This window comes from Erwinia typographi, from assembly GCF_000773975.1.
Classification (GTDB): domain Bacteria; phylum Pseudomonadota; class Gammaproteobacteria; order Enterobacterales; family Enterobacteriaceae; genus Erwinia; species Erwinia typographi.
Genome location: NZ_JRUQ01000045.1, coordinates 52,937 through 72,346, shown reverse-complemented (window position 1 = coordinate 72,346; position 19,410 = coordinate 52,937). Strand labels below are relative to the sequence as shown.

Annotated in this window: 20 protein-coding genes; 8 read left to right on the top strand and 12 right to left on the bottom strand. The window is 58.3% G+C overall.

The genetic code is table 11. The features are described 5' to 3' along the window. Positions 1-2: 2 nt before the first annotated feature. On the top strand, positions 3-794 hold the full coding sequence (locus NG99_RS16375; RefSeq protein ID WP_034895248.1) for a hydroxyethylthiazole kinase: 792 nt from the start codon (positions 3-5) through the stop codon (positions 792-794). A gap of 3 nt (positions 795-797) precedes the next feature. Here NG99_RS16375 and betA read toward each other — a convergent pair whose 3' ends face one another. From betA to betI, 3 genes are all read right to left on the bottom strand, one after another. Next, positions 798-2,468 (bottom strand): choline dehydrogenase, encoded by a 1,671-nt coding sequence (gene betA / locus NG99_RS16370; RefSeq protein WP_034895246.1) that lies wholly within the window; start codon positions 2,466-2,468, stop codon positions 798-800. A gap of 72 nt (positions 2,469-2,540) precedes the next feature. Beyond that, a complete protein-coding gene (betB, locus tag NG99_RS16365) occupies positions 2,541-4,007 on the bottom strand; it encodes a betaine-aldehyde dehydrogenase (RefSeq protein WP_084110555.1) in 1,467 nt (488 codons plus the stop codon). 16 nt (positions 4,008-4,023) lie between these two features. Further along, entirely contained in the window at positions 4,024-4,620 is a 597-nt protein-coding gene (betI, locus tag NG99_RS16360; RefSeq protein ID WP_034895244.1) for a transcriptional regulator BetI, read from the bottom strand. 664 nt (positions 4,621-5,284) lie between these two features. Between betI and dtpA the strand changes: the two genes are divergently transcribed. Further along, a complete protein-coding gene (dtpA, locus tag NG99_RS16355; RefSeq protein ID WP_034895242.1) occupies positions 5,285-6,778 on the top strand; it encodes a dipeptide/tripeptide permease DtpA in 1,494 nt (497 codons plus the stop codon). Between the two features lie 46 nt (positions 6,779-6,824). Here dtpA and NG99_RS16350 read toward each other — a convergent pair whose 3' ends face one another. Together NG99_RS16350 and NG99_RS16345 are read right to left on the bottom strand one after the other, a co-directional pair. After that, positions 6,825-7,718, bottom strand: a complete 894-nt coding sequence (locus tag NG99_RS16350) for a PNPOx family protein (protein WP_034895240.1) — start codon at positions 7,716-7,718, stop codon at positions 6,825-6,827. 2 nt (positions 7,719-7,720) lie between these two features. Next, positions 7,721-8,338 (bottom strand): glutathione S-transferase, encoded by a 618-nt coding sequence (locus tag NG99_RS16345; protein WP_034895239.1) that lies wholly within the window; start codon positions 8,336-8,338, stop codon positions 7,721-7,723. Positions 8,339-8,434: 96 nt separating this feature from the next. On the opposite strand from NG99_RS16345, the gene NG99_RS16340 reads away from it, so the two are divergent. Together NG99_RS16340 and gstA are read left to right on the top strand one after the other, a co-directional pair. Continuing rightward, positions 8,435-9,373 (top strand): LysR family transcriptional regulator, encoded by a 939-nt coding sequence (locus tag NG99_RS16340; protein ID WP_034895237.1) that lies wholly within the window; start codon positions 8,435-8,437, stop codon positions 9,371-9,373. 79 nt (positions 9,374-9,452) lie between these two features. Continuing rightward, positions 9,453-10,055 carry a glutathione transferase GstA gene (gstA, locus tag NG99_RS16335; RefSeq protein WP_034895235.1) on the top strand — a complete coding sequence of 201 codons (603 nt, stop codon included), beginning with the start codon at positions 9,453-9,455 and terminating at the stop codon, positions 10,053-10,055. An 89-nt stretch (positions 10,056-10,144) separates the two neighbouring features. Here the strand turns inward: gstA and pdxY are convergent, their stop codons facing one another. The 5 genes from pdxY to anmK all read right to left on the bottom strand — a co-directional run bounded on the left by pdxY (position 10,145) and on the right by anmK (position 14,654). Next, entirely contained in the window at positions 10,145-11,005 is an 861-nt protein-coding gene (gene pdxY / locus NG99_RS16330; protein WP_034895233.1) for a pyridoxal kinase PdxY, read from the bottom strand. 64 nt (positions 11,006-11,069) lie between these two features. Beyond that, a complete protein-coding gene (gene tyrS / locus NG99_RS16325) occupies positions 11,070-12,344 on the bottom strand; it encodes a tyrosine--tRNA ligase (protein ID WP_034895231.1) in 1,275 nt (424 codons plus the stop codon). Positions 12,345-12,478: 134 nt separating this feature from the next. Then, complete coding sequence (gene pdxH, locus NG99_RS16320) at positions 12,479-13,135, bottom strand: pyridoxamine 5'-phosphate oxidase (protein WP_034895222.1); 657 nt, start codon at positions 13,133-13,135, stop codon at positions 12,479-12,481. Positions 13,136-13,199: 64 nt separating this feature from the next. Then, positions 13,200-13,511: an MliC family protein gene (locus NG99_RS16315; protein ID WP_034895221.1), complete on the bottom strand. Its 312-nt coding sequence runs from the start codon at positions 13,509-13,511 to the stop codon at positions 13,200-13,202. Positions 13,512-13,532: 21 nt separating this feature from the next. Beyond that, positions 13,533-14,654: an anhydro-N-acetylmuramic acid kinase gene (anmK, locus tag NG99_RS16310; RefSeq protein ID WP_034895219.1), complete on the bottom strand. Its 1,122-nt coding sequence runs from the start codon at positions 14,652-14,654 to the stop codon at positions 13,533-13,535. 277 nt (positions 14,655-14,931) lie between these two features. Here anmK and slyB point away from each other — a divergent pair, with 277 nt between their 5' ends. Then, positions 14,932-15,399, top strand: a complete 468-nt coding sequence (slyB, locus tag NG99_RS16305) for an outer membrane lipoprotein SlyB (protein ID WP_034895217.1) — start codon at positions 14,932-14,934, stop codon at positions 15,397-15,399. A 30-nt stretch (positions 15,400-15,429) separates the two neighbouring features. Here slyB and slyA read toward each other — a convergent pair whose 3' ends face one another. Then, on the bottom strand, positions 15,430-15,867 hold the full coding sequence (gene slyA / locus NG99_RS16300) for a transcriptional regulator SlyA (RefSeq protein WP_034895421.1): 438 nt from the start codon (positions 15,865-15,867) through the stop codon (positions 15,430-15,432). Positions 15,868-16,015: 148 nt separating this feature from the next. Between slyA and NG99_RS16295 the strand changes: the two genes are divergently transcribed. From NG99_RS16295 to NG99_RS16285, 3 genes are read left to right on the top strand one after another with little or no spacing between them, the layout of a single operon-like run. Beyond that, positions 16,016-16,252, top strand: coding sequence for a DUF1656 domain-containing protein (locus NG99_RS16295; RefSeq protein WP_034895215.1), 237 nt, complete (start codon positions 16,016-16,018; stop codon positions 16,250-16,252). Positions 16,253-16,256: 4 nt separating this feature from the next. Further along, positions 16,257-17,114 carry an efflux RND transporter periplasmic adaptor subunit gene (locus NG99_RS16290; RefSeq protein WP_034895213.1) on the top strand — a complete coding sequence of 286 codons (858 nt, stop codon included), beginning with the start codon at positions 16,257-16,259 and terminating at the stop codon, positions 17,112-17,114. After that, a complete protein-coding gene (locus tag NG99_RS16285) occupies positions 17,111-19,126 on the top strand; it encodes an FUSC family protein (RefSeq protein WP_034895211.1) in 2,016 nt (671 codons plus the stop codon). The genes NG99_RS16290 and NG99_RS16285 overlap by 4 nt, the downstream gene beginning before the upstream one ends. Positions 19,127-19,151: 25 nt before the next feature. Here NG99_RS16285 and NG99_RS16280 read toward each other — a convergent pair whose 3' ends face one another. After that, positions 19,152-19,391 carry a DUF1289 domain-containing protein gene (locus NG99_RS16280; protein ID WP_034895209.1) on the bottom strand — a complete coding sequence of 80 codons (240 nt, stop codon included), beginning with the start codon at positions 19,389-19,391 and terminating at the stop codon, positions 19,152-19,154. Between the last annotated feature and the right edge of the window lie 19 nt (positions 19,392-19,410).

Here is a 19,410-nt window from a genome sequence, read left to right as displayed (position 1 = left end):
ACATGAAAACACTGAGCTGGAATGACCCGATTGTGCGCGACGAGCTGCGTCGTCTGAAACGCCTTAAGCCTTTCTGCTATGGCCTGACGAACTATATTGCGGCGAATCTGTCCGCCAATGTGCTGCTGGCGGTGGGCGCCGGACCGGCAATTGGCGCAGCGCTCGACTGGCAGCGCGCGTTCAGCAGCCATGCCCATGCGGTATGGATTAATGCCGCCTGCCTGATGTCTAACTCTCCTGCTGAGGTCGCGGAAGCCGCGATTGGCGCACGGGGCGCAGGCGTTCCCTGGGTGCTGGACCCGGTCGCCGTCGGTGCGGGGGCAGTTGAATATGATACGGCGATCCGTCACCTGCTCGACCACAAACCCACCGCGATCCGCGGCAATGCCTCCGAGCTGGTTGCGCTGGCTGGCGGTGAAGGCGGAGCGCAGGGCGTGGAAACCACGCTGGGGGCGGAACAAGCCCTGCCGGTCATCCAGCAGGAGGCGCTAAAGTACCAGACGGTGATCGCCGTCAGTGGCCCGATCGATTACATCACCGACGGACATAACACGCTCAGCGTGGAGGGCGGAGATGCCCGCCTGACGCAGGTAACGGGCGCGGGCTGTAGCCTGGGCGCTCTCAGCGCGGCATTCCTCGCTGGAAGCGCCAACCCGCTCTATTCCGTAGCCGCCGCACATGCTGTTTATGCCGAAGCGGCGCAGCGAGCTGGCGGAGCTAAAGGCACCGGAAGCTTCGCCGTTCAGTTCCTCGACCAGCTTTCACTGCTGGACCCGGACGAACCGTCAGCGTAGCTATCAATTGGCTTCAGCTTCGGCTTTCTCGCGTTTAAGTTGATAATAGTCGGCGGTTGAAACGGCAAGCGGCGCTTTGCCACGAATCCGATCGGCCATTTTCTCGGCGATCATTACCGTCGGCGCATTCAGGTTCCCCGTGGTGATCTGCGGCATAATGGAAGCATCCACCACGCGCAGGTTCTGCATACCGTGAACGCGCCCTTCTGCGTCGACCACCGCCATCTCGTCATTGCCCATCGCGCAGCTGCCGCAGGGATGATAGGCGGTTTCGGCGTGCTCACGGATAAAGGCATCGATATTGGCATCGCTCTGCACCTGCGCTCCCGGCTGGATCTCTTCGCCGCAGTACTCTGCCAGCGCAGGCTGGCGCATGATCTCTCGCGTCAGGCGTACGGCATTGCGGAACTCTTCCCAGTCACGCGGTTCCGACATGTAGTTAAAGAAGATCGACGGCGCGGCATAAGGATGCTTTGAGGTCAGCTTCACGCGGCCACGGCTCATTGAGCGCATCGGCCCAACGTGGGCCTGGAAACCGTGCTCCTTCACCGGGCTGCTGCCGTTGTAGTTAATGGCCACCGGCAGAAAGTGGTACTGTAAATCAGGCCAGTCAGGCTGATCATCGCTGCGGATAAAGCCGCCTGCTTCAAACTGATTGCTGGCGCCAATGCCGGTACCGTTAAACAACCACTCGGCTCCGATAGCGGGCTGATTCCACCACTGTAGCGAAGGATAAAGGCTCACCGGCTTCTTACAGCGGAACTGCATATAAACTTCCAGGTGATCCTGCAAGTTGCGGCCTACGCCCGGCAGCGCGTGAACCACCTCAATATCCAGCTCGCGCAGCCACTCTTCCGGGCCAACGCCGGAGCGCTGGAGGATTTGCGGCGAGCCGATAGCGCCAGCGCAGAGCAACACTTCGCGCGTGGCTTCCGCCTGCTGCTGCTGGCCGTTACGCAGCCAGCAGACGCCGGTGGCGGTTTTGCCGTTGAACAGAATGCGGTCGGTCTGGGCATGGGTCACAATGGTCAGGTTTGAGCGCTGCTTTGCCACGTCCAGATAGCCTCTGGCGGTGCTGGAGCGGCGCCCCTGCGCGGTAACGGTGCGATCCATCGGGCCAAAGCCGTCCTGACGGTAGCCGTTCAGATCGTCGGTTTCATGGTGCCCCGCCTGAGTTGCCGCATCAATAAAGGCGCGGAACAGCGGATTGTTGCCCGCTTTTGGCGTGGTAACGCTGAGATAGCCATCGCCGCCGTGATAATCATTCTCGCCAATATCACGCTTCTCGGCCTTGCGGAAATAGGGCAGGCAGTGCAGATAAGACCAGTTTTCCAGCCCTTTTCTGCTGGCCCAGTTATCGTAATCCATCGCGTTGCCGCGGATGTAGCACATGCCGTTGATCAGCGACGAGCCGCCCAGCCCTTTGCCGCGTCCGCACTCCATGCGGCGGTTATTCATTTTCGGCTCAGGATCGGTTTCAAACGCCCAGTTATAGCGCTTTCCCTGCAGCGGATAAGCCAAAGCGGCTGGCATTTGGGTACGGAAGTCCCAGCGGTGATCTTTACCGCCTGCCTCCAGTAAAAGTACCGATACGTCAGCATCCTCAGTCAGTCGCGTGGCCAGTACGTTGCCCGCTGAACCCGCGCCAATAATGATGTAATCAAATTTCTGCATTAAACCTCCAGACAGCCGCGGCGAGGAAGCCGCGGCAAAAATATCAGACTGCTTAGAAAGCGTTGTTGCCGATCAGAACGCGGAGGGATAGTCACCCATCTCGATCAGGATCGACTTGGTTCGCGTGTAGTGATGCAGCGTCTCCAGTCCGTTCTCGCGACCCACGCCGGACTGCTTGTAGCCGCCAACCGGCATCGGCGCCGGTGATTCGCCCCAGCTGTTTACCCAGCAGATCCCTGCTTCCAGCTGATGGATCACCCGATGTGCGCGATTCAGCGACGTCGTGAACACGCCAGCAGCCAGCCCATACTCGGTGTTGTTGGCACGGTCGATCGCTTCCTGCTCATCATCAAAGGCCAGCACGCTCATCACCGGGCCAAAAATCTCTTCCTGCACGATCCGCATCTCGTCGCGACAGTCGGTAAAAACGGTAGGCTCAACGTAGCAGCCGCTGGCAAAAGTGCCCTCAGTCATCCGCGAACCGCCGGTCAGCAGACGAGCGCCCTCTTCCTTACCAATATTCAGGTACGCGACCACTTTCTGGCAGTGTTCTTCGCTGACCAGCGGGCCGAAGTTAACCTGCGGGTCCTGCGGGTCACCACAGCGAATCCCGGCCATTTTTTCCAGCAGACGCTTTTCAAACGCCGGAAGCAGCGAACGATGAACAAACACCCGGGTGCCGTTGGTGCAAACCTGACCGCTGCTGTAGAAGTTCGCCATCATCGCGCCGTCCACCGCGCGTTCCAGCTCGGCATCTTCAAAAACGATCAGCGGCGATTTGCCGCCCAGCTCCATGGTGACGGACTTGAGATTAGCCAGCGCGGCATCAGCCATCACCCGCTTGCCGGTATTAACCTCGCCGGTAAAGGAAACCTTGGCAATCTGCGGATGCTGGCTCAGCCCCTGACCCACGGCACCCGCGCCCTGCACAACGTTGAATACGCCGTCCGGCAGGCCGGCCTCGGTGAAGATTTTCGCCAGCTCCAGCACGCTTAGCGGCGTCACTTCGCTTGGCTTGAAGATCATCGCGTTGCCGGTAGCCAGCGCCGGCGCGCTTTTCCACAGGGCAATCTGAATCGGGTAATTCCACGCGCCGATCCCGGCACAGACGCCGAGCGGTTCGCGTCGGGTGTAGACCAGCGCGCTCTCCCGCAGAGGGATAGATTCACCCTCGACGGCCACGGCCAGCCCGGCGTAATACTCCAGCACGTCGGCACCGGTAACGATGTCCACGGCGGCAGTTTCAGAAATAGGCTTGCCGGTATCCGCCGTTTCCAGCTCGGCCAGCGGCTGATTACGCTCACGCAGCAGGGCCACGGCCTTTAGCAGCACGCGGCTACGTTCCACCGGCGTATAGCCGCGCCAGATGCGCTGACCAGCTTGCGCTGAAGCTACGGCACGATCGATATCCTGCACGCTGGCAGCGGTGATCTCGGCCAGCACTTCGCCATTGGCGGGGTTGATGGTAGTGAATGTTTCGCCATGCCCGTGCTCTTCACGGCCATTGATATAAAGTCCACGGCGTTGCAACTCTGCCATGCATCCTCCTTTGGGGTTAGTGCACCGCGCCCGAAAGCCACAGTGCGAGATTCTGGTAGCAAAGCGTCCGGGCACTCTCCAGCCCTTCAGCCATCGGCTGCGGCGCTAAGGTCATACGCAGCCACAGACCGTCAATCAGCGCCGCCAGGCTGGCGCCCGCATCGCGGGCCTGCTGTTCAGGCAACACCCTGGCAAACTGTACCGCCAGGTTAGAATAGAGACGACGGTCGTTAATCCGCTGCAACCGTTGCAGGTCAGGCTGATGCAGGCTGTTGGTCCAGAAAGCCAGCCAGGTCTTCAGTACCGGTCCGGCAATCTGCGAGACGTCAAAATTGCCGTCAATAATGGCGCGAATCTGCGACTCGGGGCGGTCATCAGTCTGCTTACGATGATGCTCGACGGCCTGATATAAGTCGGAAAGGATCTGCCGCATACAGGCATCCAGCAAACCATTCTTGTCGCCGAAATAGTGGCTGACAATGCCCGTCGAGACGCCTGCCTCTCTGGCAATCAGCACCAGGCTGGCGTCGGCCAGCCCTACCCGATCGATAACCGTCAGGGTGGCGCGAATCAGCTGCGCCTGACGGATGGCTTTCATTCCTACTTTTGGCATGGTGCTTCATCGGTTTCAGCTATTGAATGAGAATGATTATAGCTATTTTATATTGAACGTTCAATCAATATAGAATTCAGCGCTGCACTTGCCGGTGACAATTGCCAGCCCGATCAGGGGAGATTTCGCTGATAAAACGCTGAAAATAAAAAAAGAACGCCAGTGAGGAGTCTGGAGAGCAGTGAATTGATGAAAAGATATTTTTCAACTATTAATATGTCGACTTAAAGTGATCCATGTCACATTTATCCGTCCAGCTTCGGTTAAAATCACCACCACTGAGCAAAATATCGCAGCTACCGCTAATTTAAAATGAGACAATAGTCATAAATAGTAGTCATTAACATTTCTGCGATATATCAATCCATAAAATCATCACCAGCCAGTCGCTCTGCCATTTGCTTAAACTTACGCCTTATTTAAGTTGTTTATTCCATTATAAAAACACCAATCAGTACATTCTGCCGTTTAATACCTATTAACTTCTTATTAACACCTTTTATAGCCAGGAAGGCGATATATGAAAAAACGCTTGCCTGATGCAGCTCGATCGGCGAAATTAACCGCCGCTTTTTCTATCTTATAACCATGCGGCGAATGCCCACCTTGTATAACGACGACTTATTTTCTATGTCGAATCAGGATACGAAATTCAGAGGTACCAGTGTCAACTGCAAACAAACATCCTGAGGTGAACAGCCTCAATGCATTCAAGCAACCTAAATCGTTCTATCTGATTTTCTCGGTCGAACTTTGGGAGCGCTTTGGTTACTACGGCCTGCAAGGCATTATGGCGGTCTATCTGGTGAAACAGCTGGGCATGTCGGAAGCCAGCTCGATCACCCTGTTCGCCTCATTCAGCGCGCTGGTTTACGGGCTGGTTGCCGTCGGCGGCTGGCTGGGCGATAAAGTACTCGGCACCAAGCGCGTTATCGTGCTGGGTACGCTGGTGCTGGCGCTGGGCTATGCGCTGGTCGCCTGGTCCGGCCACGATGTGAACCTGGTGTATATCGGCATGGCGACCATTGCCGTCGGTAACGGCCTGTTTAAGGCTAATCCCTCCTCGCTGCTGTCAACCTGCTATGAGAAAGGTGACCCGCGTCTTGATGGCGCCTTTACCATGTACTACATGGCGATCAACATCGGCTCCTTCTTCTCCATGCTGGCTACCCCGTGGCTGGCGGCGAAATTTGGCTGGAGCGTGGCGTTTTCCCTGTCGTTCGTCGGCATGCTGATCACCCTGGTGAACTTCATGCTGTTCCGCAAGTGGGTGAAAAATCACGGTTCGAAGCCTGACTTCCAGCCCCTGCACCTGGGCAAACTGCTGGCTACGCTGGTTGGCGTGGCGATACTGGTGGCGCTGGCAACCTGGCTGCTGCATAACCAGGGCATTGCCCGGCTGGTGCTGGCGGTGATTGCGGCAGGCATCGTGGTGATCTTCGCCCGGGAAGCCTTTGCGATGAAAGGTGCGGCACGCCGCAAAATGATCGTGGCCTTCCTGCTGATGGTGGAAGCGGTAGTGTTCTTCGTCCTCTATATGCAGATGCCGACGTCGCTGAACTTCTTCGCCATCCGTAACGTGGAACACAGCATTCTGGGGATCGCCTTTGAGCCCGAGCAGTACCAGGCGCTCAACCCGTTCTGGATCATGATTTTCAGTCCGATTCTGGCGGCGGTGTACAACAAGATGGGTGACCGTCTGCCGATGCCGCACAAGTTCGCGCTGGGGATGATCCTCTGCTCCGCCGCGTTCCTCGTGCTGCCGCTGGGCGCGAAGTTTGCTAACCAGATGGGCATCGTTTCGGTAAACTGGCTGATCCTGAGCTACGCGCTGCAAAGCATAGGTGAGCTGATGATCTCCGGGCTGGGCCTGGCCATGGTGGCGCAGCTGGTTCCACAGCGCCTGATGGGCTTTATCATGGGCTCGTGGTTCCTGACCACCGCTGGCGCGGCGATGATTGCCGGTAAGGTAGCCAACCTGATGGCCGTACCCGATGACATCACCGATCCGCTGCAATCTCTGCACGTCTACGGCGACGTATTCCTGCAAATTGGCATGGCAACCGGCGTGATTGCGATTCTGATGCTGCTGACGGCGCCAAAGCTGAACCGTATGACCCAGGACGAACAGCCTGAGCTGAAAGAAGCGAAAGCCTGACGGCTGGCGGAGAGAGCGAATCAGGGCGGCCATGGTGCCGCCCTTTTTACTGCCTGCCAGCGGTAAGTGAGCTGTCGGCAAACTCAACCTTCAGCCCGGCGGGCGGAAAAAGCTGCCTGAGGCGCGTAACCCTGTCGATATCAACCTGCCAGTACCGCTCGGTAAGCCCCTCCTCTACTGGCTGCCAGTCAATTTCCGCACGCCCCTGAATATGCAGCGCCGCCCCCTGATGAAAATCCAGCAGCAGCAGCGCGCAGCGCGGTTCAAGCAGCAGATTACCCAGCGTATTCATATAGCGATTGCCGCGATAGTCCGGGATATGCAACTTTCCCTGCCGCAGCTCAATAAATCCCGGCAGGCCGCCGCGATGAGAGATATCAACGCCGCCCGCGCCAGCCTGGCGCGAGGCATGGCTGGCAACAAAAAAGGTGTCCGTGGCCGCGATCAGGTAACGTGCATCGGCGTCCAGTCCCGTCAGCGGTTCAACCTCCACCGCCGCCTTCCACGGATTCACCGCTGGCAAATCGCGCCGCTGAATGTACTGCGGACAGTTACCGAAGCTTTCCACCACCCGAATACTGATGCTCTCCTCGTTGACGGCAGCGACCACGCCATTGACCCGGTTACGCCTTCTGTTGGAAAAATCGATCCCCAATCCACCCACAGCCACGCCTCGCTGCAACAGAGGTAACAGCGGCGCGGCGCTGACCGCGGCTAGCGAGATCTCCAGCAGATTCCCGTCCACGCAATGCAGTAAGCCGGGCGGTCCCTGCAACATCATGGCCACGGGAAAACCGGCGTCATCCACCGCCGAAAGATAGAACGTATTCAGACCGGCGAAGAACTCGCGGTGCTGCGTCGGCATAGCGTCATACACGGCAGCCCTGACCTCGCCGTAACCCGCTTTTTGCTGCGCCAGCAGCTCGCCGGGATGAAACATGATTAACCGATCTCTGGCAGCGGCAGCGGAGGGAGAGCCACAAAGCCGGGCAGCGACTCGACGCTGGCTACCCAGCGCTGAATGGCCGGATAAGGAGTAAGCGAGATTCCCCCTTCCGGTGCGCGGGCGACGTAGGCATAACATGCCAGATCGGCCAGCGTCGCCTCTCCGCCTACCAGCCAGCGTCGATCGTGGAGATGCTGTTCCATCTGCGGCAGGAATTTCGCCGCCACCAGCAGCGCCGAGTCGTAGTTCTCCGGCGCGGAAAACTGCTTAACCATCCGTGCCGATGCCACTCCGTAACGGATCTCGCCGGCCGCCTTCGCCAGCCACTGGTGTACCTGAACCTCCAGCGCCAGATCCTTTGGCAGCCACTGGCTGTCCGGCGCGTAGCGCTTCACCAGCCACAGCAGGATCGCGTTGCTGTCGACAATCGTGGTACTGCCGTCAATCAGCGCCGGAACCTGACCAAGCGGATTAATCGCCAGGAATTGCCTGGCTTTACGTTCATCGCTCCCCGCCTCGCGTTCTTCAAAAGGCAAATTCAGCATGTTGAGCAGAAGTTTTACCCGGTGACCGTGACCAGACAGCGGAGTGTTGTATAGCGTGAGTGTGCTCATGTTTTTCTCCTTTACGTTTCCCCCGAGCTTACTCTTGCACTAAACGGCGCAAAACCTGCATTATGGCAATTCATAATTTCACCTACCGGAATAATGATGGACAAACTGGATGAGCTTGAGGTGTTTGTGGCCGTCGTGCAGCAGGGCAGCCTGGCCTCTGCCGCCCGTCGGCTACGCCGCTCGCCGCCGGCGATTACCCGCTCGCTGGCGTCGCTGGAGACCCGCTTCGCCGCCAGCCTGATTGAGCGGACGACGCGCCAGCTTTCGCCTACCCCGGCCGGACTGCTGCTGTTTGAGCGGGCTAAAGCGCTGCTCGGTGATTACCAGCAGGCGCTCCAGGACTCGAAGCGCACCCAGCTCACCGGGCTGCTGCGCGTCACCGCGCCGGTGCAGTTTGGCCGCAAGCACATTGCGCCGTTGGTGATGGCGTTTCTCGATCGCTATCCCGATATTCAGATTGAGCTGCTGCTCAACGACAGCTATCAGGATCTGATCGAGTCAGGGTTGGATATGGCGGTGCGCATTGGCCAGCTTCGCGACTCTTCGCTGGTTGCCGTTGAGGTGGGTAGCGTGCAGCGACTGCTACTAGCCAGCCCTGACTATCTGGCAAAGGCAGGGACGCCTGCGACGCCTGCCGACTTAGCCAGCCATAATCTGATCGCCGGGACCTCAGTCAGCTCGACGCGGGAGTGGCGCTTTGGCCAGGGGGAGAACCAGGAGCGGGTGCGCATTCAGCCCGTGATGATGGTTAATGAAGTGGAGACGCAGCTGATAGCCGCTCGGGCTGGCAGAGGGATCACGCGGCTGCTTTCCTACCAGGCCAGTGAGGATTTGCAGCAGGGCAAGCTGGTTGAAATCCTGGCCGTCCACCGCCCTGCGGCGCAGCCCGTGCAGCTGGTTACGCAGAACCTGAAATATATGCCTGCCAGAGTCCGGGCATTCTGGGACGTTGCGCGCGAAGCGCTTCCCACCCTGAACTGCTTCCGGCCGGAAAGCTTGATGCCGGTTAAAAAACAAACGAATAGTGCGGGCTAGTGAGTCTCCCCGCGCTGACTTTTTAGCCCGTGGGCAGTAAGCTGAAGCTATCTTTCGCCACCGAGCAAAAGGAGCACGCATGAAACTGTATTTCAAACCGGGAGCCTGTTCGCTCTCCCCGCATATCGTTTTGCTGGAGTCCGGTCTCGATTTCACCCTGGTGCGGGTCGATTTGCAGAGCAAGAAAACCGAGCAGCAGGAGGACTATCTGTCGATCAATTCGAAAGGCCAGGTGCCTGCGCTTCAACTTGATGACGGTACGGTGCTGTCGGAAGGCCCGGCGATCGTCCAGTACATTGCCGACCTGAAGCCCGACCGGCAGCTGCTGGCGCCGGTGGGCAGCCTGACCCGTTATCAAACCCTGGCGTGGCTGAATTTTGTTGCCACCGAGCTGCACAAAACCTTCAGCCCTTTGTTTGGTTCCACCACGCCGGAGGAGTACAAAGCCCAGTTACGGGAGAAACTGCGGCAAAAATTTAGCTGGGCGAATAACGAGCTGATCGGCAGACACTGGCTGATGGGGCTGAGGTTCAGCGTCGCAGACGCCTACCTGTTCACGGTCATGCGCTGGGCAAAGGCAATCAGGCTGGATTTAGCCGGTCTTGATCAACTGGAGGCCTGGTACGCACGGGTTGCGGAACGTCCGGCCGTCGTGGAGGCGCTGAAGGCCGAGGGGCTGTAGAAGCCAGAGGGGACCGGCAGCAGGGTGCCACACCCTGCTGCTTTATACGCTCTGAAGACTGGCGCATTCACTCCGGGTGGCGCGCGCCTTTATAGTTTTACCGCGGCAAAATGCTGCTGTGGTTGGGCAATCCCTTCCTGAGCCGCCACCAGCTGCAGTTCATACTCGCCCATTTGATGGGTTTTCAGCATCACTTCATAGACGGCGGCGGTGACGTGTTCCAGCGCTTCCTGCAACGACTTGCCGTGCAGCAGGTCCACCAGCAGCAGTCCGCTGGTCAGATCGCCCACGCCTACCGGCTGGCGCACGCCAAAATCGATCAGCGGGCGGCTGATATGCCAGGCTTCTTCCGCCGTCACCAGCAGCATTTCAAAACGATCGCTGCGCAGGCCGGCTCTGGCAAGATGCTTCACCAGCACCACTTTTGGCCCAAGGGCAATCAGCTCGCGCGCGGTGGCGACGGCCTGTTCAACGTTGCTGACCGCGTGTCCACTGAGAATTTCCAGCTCCAGCAGATTCGGCGCGATAAGATCGCTGGCAGGCAGCGCAGCACGAGTGTGAAACTCCGCCACGCCCGGCGCAACGATACAGCCTTTTTCAGGGTGTCCCATCACCGGGTCGCAGAAATACCACGCGTCGGGATTGGCGGCCTTTACCTGGCGCACGATAGCCAGGATCTGCTCGCCCTGCTCCGCCGACCCCAGATAGCCGCTCAGCACCGCGTCGCAGGTCTTCAGCCGGTCAATATCGGCAATTCCCCTGACAATCTCGCTCAGGTGCTCGGCAGGCATCACCACGCCAGTCCATTTTCCGTATTGGGTATGGTTAGAGAACTGGACGGTGTTGAGGGGCCAAACGTTTGCGCCCATCCGGCGCATCGGAAATTCGGAAGCGCTGTTGCCCGCATGTCCAAAAACGGTATGCGACTGAATAGAGAGAATGTTTTTCATAGCGAAACCCACGTTCTGCCAAAAAAGAAAGGCCGGTCATGCCGGCCTTTCGGGATAAAGGGTATTATTGCCAGACGATCAGACAGTAGTTTTTCTTGCCGCGACGCAGCAGCGTGAAGCGGTCAAACAGGCGATCGCCCTGCGCGAAAACATACTCCGCGCTGAGCTGAGGTTCACCGTTGATGCTGACCGCCTTCGAATCAATCAGCTTGCGGGCCTGGCCGCGTGAAGGAGCCAGATCGCCGTCCACCATCGCCTGCTGCAAATCCTGACCGCGCTCCAGCGCGACAAACGGGATGCCGTCCTGCGCCAGTTGCTCAAAGTCCGCTTCGGTCAGCTCGCTCAGCGAGCCGGAGAACAGACTGCTGGTGATACGCACCGCAGCGGCCAGACCGGCTTCGCCATGAACCAGCCTGGTCACCTGTTCGGCCAGCACGTACTGCGCACGCGGTGCCTTACCACTGTTCTTATCCTCTTCTTCCAGCGCGTTGATCGCCTCAAGGCTCATAAAGGTGAAGAACTTCAGGAAGCGGTAAACGTCAGAATCGGCGGTGTTGATCCAGAACTGGTAGAACTTATACGGGCTGGTTTTGCTGGCGTCCAGCCAGACCGCGCCGCCTTCCGTTTTACCAAATTTGGTGCCGTCTGACTTGGTGATCAGCGGAACGGTCAGGCCAAAGACCTGGTTCTGGTGCAGACGACGGGTTAAGTCGATGCCGGAGGTGATATTGCCCCACTGATCGGAACCGCCAATTTGCAGCACCACGCCGTGGCGCTCGTTCAGGCAGGCGAAGTCATAGCCCTGCAACAGGTTGTACGAGAATTCGGTAAACGAGATGCCACGATCGTCGCGGTTCAGACGCTGCTTAACCGCTTCTTTACCGATCATCTGATTCACAGAGAAGTGCTTACCAATATCACGCAGGAAGGTCAGTACGTTCATGCTGCCGAACCAGTCGTAGTTATTGGCCGCAATGGCGCTGTTGTCGCCGCAGTCGAAGTCCAGAAAAGGCGCCACCTGGTGACGGATTTTCTCAACCCACTCGCTCACCGTTTCGCTGGTGTTAAGCTTGCGCTCATCCGCTTTAAAGCTGGGATCGCCAATCAGACCGGTGGCCCCGCCAACCAGCGCCACCGGGCGGTGGCCCGCATCCTGGAAACGCTTCAGGCACAGCAGCGGCACCAGATGGCCCAAATGCAGGCTGTCGGCAGTCGGATCGAAGCCGCAATACAGCGCGATTGGCCCTTGCGCCAGTCGTTCCGCCAACGCGTCTTCATCCGTTACCTGGGCCACAAGGCCCCGCTCTTGCAATTGTTTGATCAGGTTACTGCTGGCCATCTTTGACTCCATGTGAAAAAGTCTGCACCTTTGCTGGTACACCGCTTTCCGCTGGCTCGCGGAAGAAAAATGAGGCACATAGAATAAAGCGCTGGCGCACTCTGTGCCAGCGTTTAACGGGATTATTTCGCGGATTAGGGGGCCAGGCGATCGATTTTCCAGCCATCCGCCTCGCGCTGGTAGAAAAACCGATCGTGGAGGCGATGTTCACCGCCCTGCCAGAACTCCATTGAGTCAATTTTAATGCGGTAACCGCCCCAGAAACTCGGCAGCGGAATCTCGCCCTTCTGGAATTTCTGCTTCAGTTCAATAAACTTACCTTCCAGCACGCCTCGCGCCGAGATGCGGCTCGACTGCTTCGACACCCAGGCGCCGATCTGGCTCTCGCGCGGGCGGCTGTGAAAGTATTTCAGCACCTCGACCATCGACAGCTTTTCTACCGTGCCCAGCACCATCACCTGCCGCTCAAGCATGTGCCAGGGAAACAGCAGGCTGATGCGCGGATTATTCTCCAGCTGGTGCGCCTTGCGGCTGCCGAGGTTGGTGTAAAACACCATCCCGCGCTGGTCGAAATGCTTCAGCAGCACGATGCGCTGATAAGGCTGACCGCGCTCATCAACGGTCGCCACGCTCATGGCGGTAGGATCGGGGAGTTGCGCCTCAATGGACTGCCCCAGCCAGCGCTCAAACAGCGCTAAAGGATCGGCTGGGAGATCGTTGCGGCGCAGGCCTCCTCGGGTATATTCACGGCGCAGATGGGCAATCTGCTGCAGGTTGTCACTTTCGTTCATTGCTCGGGCTTCTGCTGACAGGGGATGAGACATTGTGCGCTTCATCCCAATGGGTTTCAACGCGTTAACTGCCGTTCAGGCGGCAGTCATTAATGATTATTTTATCGTTACGTTCAATAAACGCCCCGTCGCCTTTCGACCAGAAAACATATTTTCCATCGCCGTAGCGCGTGCCGGACGCGGCCTCCTGCTGTTTTAACGTCAGCGGGTTGCCGTCCAGAATCAGGTTAACCTGCTGGCGACTGTTATCAACGGTGACGGTTAGCGGCATCGTGCCGCAGGTGTAATGCAGCGTTTTTGGCTCGTCCGGTGCGGAGTGGAAATAGCTGCATCCCGACAGTAGCGCCACGGTGGTCATTAAAAGAATTTTTTTCATCTTCTCTCCTGCGAAAAAGGGTTAGCGGTAGCGGCCAGGGTTGGCGGGATAAATCGCGCCAAGGATCGAAGCCTCTCTTGCCCCGGTCACCGACGGTAAATTTCCCGGCTGGCCGGAGAGCGTGCGGTACGCCAGCCAGGCGAACGCCAGCGCTTCCATATCATCGCCGCTGATCCCGGCCTCATCGGTGCTGCCCACTTCGGTGCCGGGCAGCAGCGCCGCCAGGCGGGACATCAGCAGCGGGTTTCGGCTGCCGCCGCCGCAGACCAGCAGCCGTTCGCAGCCGCCGCTCAGCATCACCTGTTCGGCAATGGTGGCGGCGGTCAGCTCAACCAGCGTAGCCTGAACGTCCTGAGGAGGCAGGCCAGGGAAGGTAGCAAGCTGCTGCTCGACCCAGGACATATTGAAGTATTCGCGGCCGGTCGATTTCGGCGCGGGCAGAGCGAACCAGGGATCGGCCAGCATCTGTTGCAGCAGCGGCAGGACCACGGTGCCCTGGCTTCCCCACTCCCCGTCCTTATCATACCCTTTGCGCTGATGCCGCCAGATCCACGCGTCCAGCAGCATATTGCCGGGGCCGGTGTCATAACCGCCCACCGGCTGGCCGGGGATCAGCAGCGACAGATTGGCAATGCCGCCAATATTCAGCACCATCCGCCGCTCGTCCGGGTGCAGTAATATTGCCTCGTGAAAGGCGGGAACCAGCGGCGCGCCCTGTCCGCCTAATGCCATATCACGACGGCGGAAGTCGCCAACTACGGTGATGCCAGTGGCCGCGACAATCTGATTGTTGTCGCCAATTTGCAGCGTATTGGGGGCTTCCCCCTGCGGTTCATGCCAGACGGTCTGGCCGTGGCAGCCAATAGCGGTAATATCTCCACTGTCCAACCCTTCACGCTGGAGCAGGATCTGCACCGCTTCGGCGAACAGCCGCCCCAACCGGGTATCAATCTGCCCCAGTTGAGAGAGCGTCAGCGCCTGTCCCTGGCAGATAGCAAGAACGTCGCGGCGTAAGTCTGCTGGCATAGGGTGGCAGTAGCTGGCCTGCTGGGCCACCATCTGATCGTCGATGGCGGCCAGCACTACATCAACACCGTCCAGGCTGGTGCCGGACATGACGCCGATATAACGTCCTGATTTCATGGTTTCGCCTTAACCGCTGTGGGTATACGTATGTTCCTGCCTACAGCGTCGCAAAATTACCTGAGCAATTCTATGATTAACGAACTATTTTTGAAGCTGGTAGCGTTTTCTGGCGCTGATTCGCCCCTTTTGCAGCCGATTGATTCATGGTTTATTTGCGCTGCGTTATGCTGGGGCCAGCAGTTTTTTCCCCAGGATGGCGGCTTCTGCCATATAATTACTCTATCGATCGCTGCGCAACTAATTGCAGCAAATGGAAAACTAAGGAGTTTTAACGATGATAAAGCGTTTATTAATCGTGGCGCTGACCGGCGTAACATTGGCAGGATGCTCCAATACTGACACGCTTTCCGGCGATGTTTACAGTGCTTCAGAAGCCAAGCAGGTGCAAAACGTCACCTACGGCACGCTGGTTTCCGTTCGTCCGGTGCAGATTCAGGGCGGGGATGACAGCAACGTCATTGGTGCCATCGGCGGCGCCGTACTGGGCGGCTTCCTCGGTAACACGGTCGGCGGCGGCGCAGGACGCAGCCTGGCAACAGCAGCCGGCGCGGTTGCTGGCGGCGTTGCGGGTCAGGGCGTACAGGGCGCGATGAACAAATCGCAGGGTGTTGAGCTGGAAATTCGTAAAGATGACGGCAACACGATCATGGTGGTGCAGAAGCAGGCCGCCAGCCGCTACGCTGTAGGCCAGCGTGTCGCCATGGCCTCCAACGGCAGTCAGGTTACAGTGTCACCTCGTTAAGCGAAAAAAAACCGGCGTCAGCCGGTTTTTCTAATCGTCGCGGTTTTGCAGTTCCAGAATATTTTTTTCCAGACGGGCAATCAGCGTGACCATTTTATCAATCTCACTCTGTGAGATGCCCGTCAGTATGTCATCCCTGGTCGCATCAATAACATGCTCAACCTGAGTGATGATCGGCGCAGCTTCCACCGTCAATTTGATCCGTTTCGCACGGCGGTCGCTGGCGCAGGTCGTCCGGGTGATTAAGCCCTTCTCTTCCAGCTGATCCAGCGTGCGCACCAGCGACGGTTGCTCAATACCAATCGCCTTGGCCAGCTGAATCTGCGACTGCTCCGGCGGCAGCTGATGGATATTGTGCAGCGTTACCCAGTGAGTTTGCGTCAGCTCAAGTGGCTTGAGACGCTGATCGATCAAAGAGCGCCAGATGCGCACTAATCTTGCGAGGTCCGTTCCTAGTGGGGTATCCAATTTCATCTCCTTATAATTAGCTTGCTAGCTATCATGCCTCATTTTAGACTATTCTGCGAGTATACAGGACAAAATACAAATTCATCCGATATGAAACGTATTGATTACCCGGCACGCCGCACGCGGCCAGGCAAGGAGGACGTTCCCCGTGCTTAATCTCCATCCATCATCTTTTTCACCGCTGACCGACTTAGTGTTCGGCGCTTCGGTCTATTTCCCACCGCTGTTCAAGGCCGTGCTGCTGGGATTTTTCCTCTGGTTGTTGCTCCACCCGCTGCTGCGAGGCTGGATCTATTCAGGTGAAATCTGGCATCCCACTCTGCTCGATCTCTCCCTTTTTATTCTCTGCGTCAGCGCATCGCTGTGGCTGCTTATTTCCTGGTGATTAGATGAAATTCAGTACCTTAAAATATTTCACTACGGTGATTTTCTTTGCGGCCGCCCTGTGTGCCGCCTGGTGGCTGTGGAATTACTATATGCAGTCGCCGTGGACCAGAGACGGCAAGGTGCGAGCCGAGATGGTTAACGTGACGCCGCAGGTTTCAGGTCGTATTGAGCAGTTGCCGATTAAAGACAATCAGTTTGTCAGCAAGGGCGCCACGCTGATGGTACTCGATAAGGAACCCTACCGTATCGCGGTGCTGAACGCCCAGTCGCAGCTGGCAAAAGCGCAGTCGGACCTGCTCAAAGCTCAGCACGAGGCGCGCCGTCGCCAGAGTCTGCCGCGCAATGTGATATCCGCCGAAGATCTGGATGCCGCCAACCTCAGCGCCAAAGCGATGGACGCGGCGGCTAAAGCCGCGCAGGCCGAGCTGGACCAGGCAAACTGGAATCTGTCGCAGACGGAAATTACCGCGCCAACCGACGGCTGGATAAGCAATCTGGCGGTGCGTCCCGGCAACTATGCCACCAGCGGCACGCCGGTCTTTGCGCTGGTTGACAGCCATTCGTTCTACGTGATGGGCTACTTTGAAGAGACCAAGCTGCGCCACATCCGTCCGGGCTATAAAGCCTCGATCCGCCTCTACAGTGACAGTCGGGAGCTGCAGGGCGAAGTCGAAAGCATCGGGCGGGCGATCTACGATCAGAGCGTGGAAACCGACAGCGGACTGCTGCCGGATATCAAACCTAACGTTCCCTGGGTACAACTGGCCCAGCGCGTGCCGGTACGCATCCGCCTGACGGCGATCCCTGAGGATCTGCCGCTGATCGCTGGCACAACCTGCACCGTCTCCGTCCAGCCATGAACCTGAGCTGGCTTGAGTGGCAGAATCTGCCGTGGATAAAGGCCACGGCGGGCCAGTGGCGCTATGCCCTGCGCAACGCTATCGCCATGTGCCTTGCCCTGAGCATCGCCTATGGGCTCCAGCTGGACGAACCCTACTGGGCGATGACCTCGGCGGCGGTGGTGAGCTTCCCCACCGTCGGCGGCGCGATCAGCAAAAGCCTGGGGCGTATTGCCGGCAGCCTGCTGGGCGCCGGCGCCGCGCTGCTGATTGCCGGGCATACGCTTAACGAACCCTGGCTGTTTGCGCTGGCCATGTCCGCCTGGCTGGCGCTTTGTACCTGGGTTGCCAACCATTATCAAAACAACGTCGCCTACGCCTTCTCGCTTGCGGGCTATACCGCCGCGATCATCGCTTTCACCACGGTCAATATCACCGACATTAACGATCTGTGGGATATTACCCAGGCAAGGGTCTGCGAAGTGATCTCCGGCATCCTGTGCGGCGGCCTGATGATGATGATCCTGCCCAGCACCTCGGACGGCGATACGTTGATCAATTCCCTGAAAGAGATGCACAACAAACTGCTTGAACATGCCGGGCTGCTGCTACAAAAGGAGACTACCGACAACGTTCGCAGCGCACATGAAAGCGTGATCGCCCAAATCCTCACCATGAATCTGCTGCGCATTCAGGCATTCTGGAGCCACTACCGCTTTCGCCGCCAAAACAACGTGCTTAACTATGTTCTGCACCAGCAGCTGCGAATGACCAGCGTGATCTCCAGCCTGCGGCGCATGTTGCTGAACTGGCAGGACCCGCCGGAGGCACTGTTCAGCGCGCTACAGGAACTGCTGAAGGAGCTGGCGAAAAGCGACTGTAATAAATATCGACTGGCGCAAATTCTCAGCGCCGCGGCACCCACGGATAAAGATGATTATCGCCATCTGGCCTTCCTGCAACGCCTGCGTTATTTCTGCTGGATGTACCTCAACATCAGCCGCTGGCTACGGCAGTTTGAGCGGGCGGATGCGGATAGCAGCCTCTCTCCCCCTGCGGTGCCGGCCCTTGCCCGCCATACCGACAGCGCAGAGGCCAGCTGGAGCGCCCTGCGCACCTTCACGGTGATCATGCTGGGCTGCGCCTTTACCCTTACCACGCAGTGGGATGCCGGGGATGCCGCCATTACGCTGGCGGCGATCGCCTGCGTGCTCTACTCCTCGGTTCCCTCTCCCAGCAACAGCGTATCGCTGCTGCTTAAAACGCTGCTGCTGCTCTCCGTTTTCAGCTTCATTATCAAATTTGGCCTGATGGTGCAGATCACCGTACTGTGGCAATTTTTGATTTTCCTTTTTCCGCTGCTGATTACTCTGCAACTGTTTAAGCTACAGCAGAAGAAGCGCGCCAGCCTTTGGGCCCAGCTGATCGTTTTTGGCGGGTCGTTTCTGGCGGTGACCAACCCACCCACTTACGATTACCAGTCGTTTTTGAACGACAATCTTGCCAAGGTGATCGGCGTGATGCTGGCGTGGCTGGCTTTCCAGATCCTGCGCCCCAGCTCGGACAAACGCCGCAGCCGTCGGCATATCCGTGCGCTGCGGCGGGAGTTTCTTGACCAGCTCAGCCGCCGCCCTCATCTCAGCCAGAGCAGCTTTGAGTCGCTGATCTACCATCGTGTCGACCAGTTGAACAGCAGCCGCGACGATCAGGCCCGCCTCTGGCTGTTGCGCTGGGGCGTGGTGCTGCTTAACTGCTCGCATATTGTCTGGCAGCTGCGCGACTGGCACACCGACGCTGAGACGCTGGCGGCAATGCGTGACGCCACGTTAAGGGATTTGCACCGCATCATTAGCGAACGGGGGGTTCATCATAGTTCGCTGACGGCTACGCTTGAGGAGTTGCAGGATATGGTCACCACGCTGGCCGCCGCAGGCGGCGCGAGGGAAACCGAACTGGCGGGCATTATCTGGCGTTTGTACTGTTCGCTGTCACAGCTTCAGCAGGCGCTGCCCGAAGAGGCCCGGTCGGCATAGCGCCACAACAGGGGCAGTAGACGCCTCAAAACAGCTCCGGCTGATCCGGTCGGTCGGGGGCATCCACCTTCCCCGCACGCTGCTGGCGCAGCAAGCGCTGGCGGCAAAGCCGCAGAACGTCCCGCTTTTGCGCATCGGTGAATTTCATCCAGCCGAAGCGCTCTTCGCGGCTGCGCAGGCAGCCACGACAGTAGCCGCGGTCGTCGGACTGGCATATTCCCCGACAGGGGCTTGGAACCGGGAAAAACTCAAGTTGCTCTGCCACCGCCCCTCCTGACCGGCTG

Bases quoted from the DNA above. Each gene is read 5' to 3' on its own strand.
- NG99_RS16375 (WP_034895248.1), top strand. From the start codon at position 3: ATGAAAACACTGAGCTGGAATGACCCGATTGTGCGCGACGAGCTGCGT.
- betA (WP_034895246.1), bottom strand. From the start codon at position 2,468: ATGCAGAAATTTGATTACATCATTATTGGCGCGGGTTCAGCGGGCAAC.
- betB (WP_084110555.1), bottom strand. From the start codon at position 4,007: ATGGCAGAGTTGCAACGCCGTGGACTTTATATCAATGGCCGTGAAGAG.
- betI (WP_034895244.1), bottom strand. From the start codon at position 4,620: ATGCCAAAAGTAGGAATGAAAGCCATCCGTCAGGCGCAGCTGATTCGC.
- NG99_RS16350 (WP_034895240.1), bottom strand. From the start codon at position 7,718: ATGTTTCATCCCGGCGAGCTGCTGGCGCAGCAAAAAGCGGGTTACGGC.
- NG99_RS16345 (WP_034895239.1), bottom strand. From the start codon at position 8,338: ATGAGCACACTCACGCTATACAACACTCCGCTGTCTGGTCACGGTCAC.
- NG99_RS16340 (WP_034895237.1), top strand. From the start codon at position 8,435: ATGGACAAACTGGATGAGCTTGAGGTGTTTGTGGCCGTCGTGCAGCAG.
- gstA (WP_034895235.1), top strand. From the start codon at position 9,453: ATGAAACTGTATTTCAAACCGGGAGCCTGTTCGCTCTCCCCGCATATC.
- pdxY (WP_034895233.1), bottom strand. From the start codon at position 11,005: ATGAAAAACATTCTCTCTATTCAGTCGCATACCGTTTTTGGACATGCG.
- tyrS (WP_034895231.1), bottom strand. From the start codon at position 12,344: ATGGCCAGCAGTAACCTGATCAAACAATTGCAAGAGCGGGGCCTTGTG.
- pdxH (WP_034895222.1), bottom strand. From the start codon at position 13,135: ATGAACGAAAGTGACAACCTGCAGCAGATTGCCCATCTGCGCCGTGAA.
- NG99_RS16315 (WP_034895221.1), bottom strand. From the start codon at position 13,511: ATGAAAAAAATTCTTTTAATGACCACCGTGGCGCTACTGTCGGGATGC.
- anmK (WP_034895219.1), bottom strand. From the start codon at position 14,654: ATGAAATCAGGACGTTATATCGGCGTCATGTCCGGCACCAGCCTGGAC.
- slyB (WP_034895217.1), top strand. From the start codon at position 14,932: ATGATAAAGCGTTTATTAATCGTGGCGCTGACCGGCGTAACATTGGCA.
- NG99_RS16290 (WP_034895213.1), top strand. From the start codon at position 16,257: ATGAAATTCAGTACCTTAAAATATTTCACTACGGTGATTTTCTTTGCG.
- NG99_RS16285 (WP_034895211.1), top strand. From the start codon at position 17,111: ATGAACCTGAGCTGGCTTGAGTGGCAGAATCTGCCGTGGATAAAGGCC.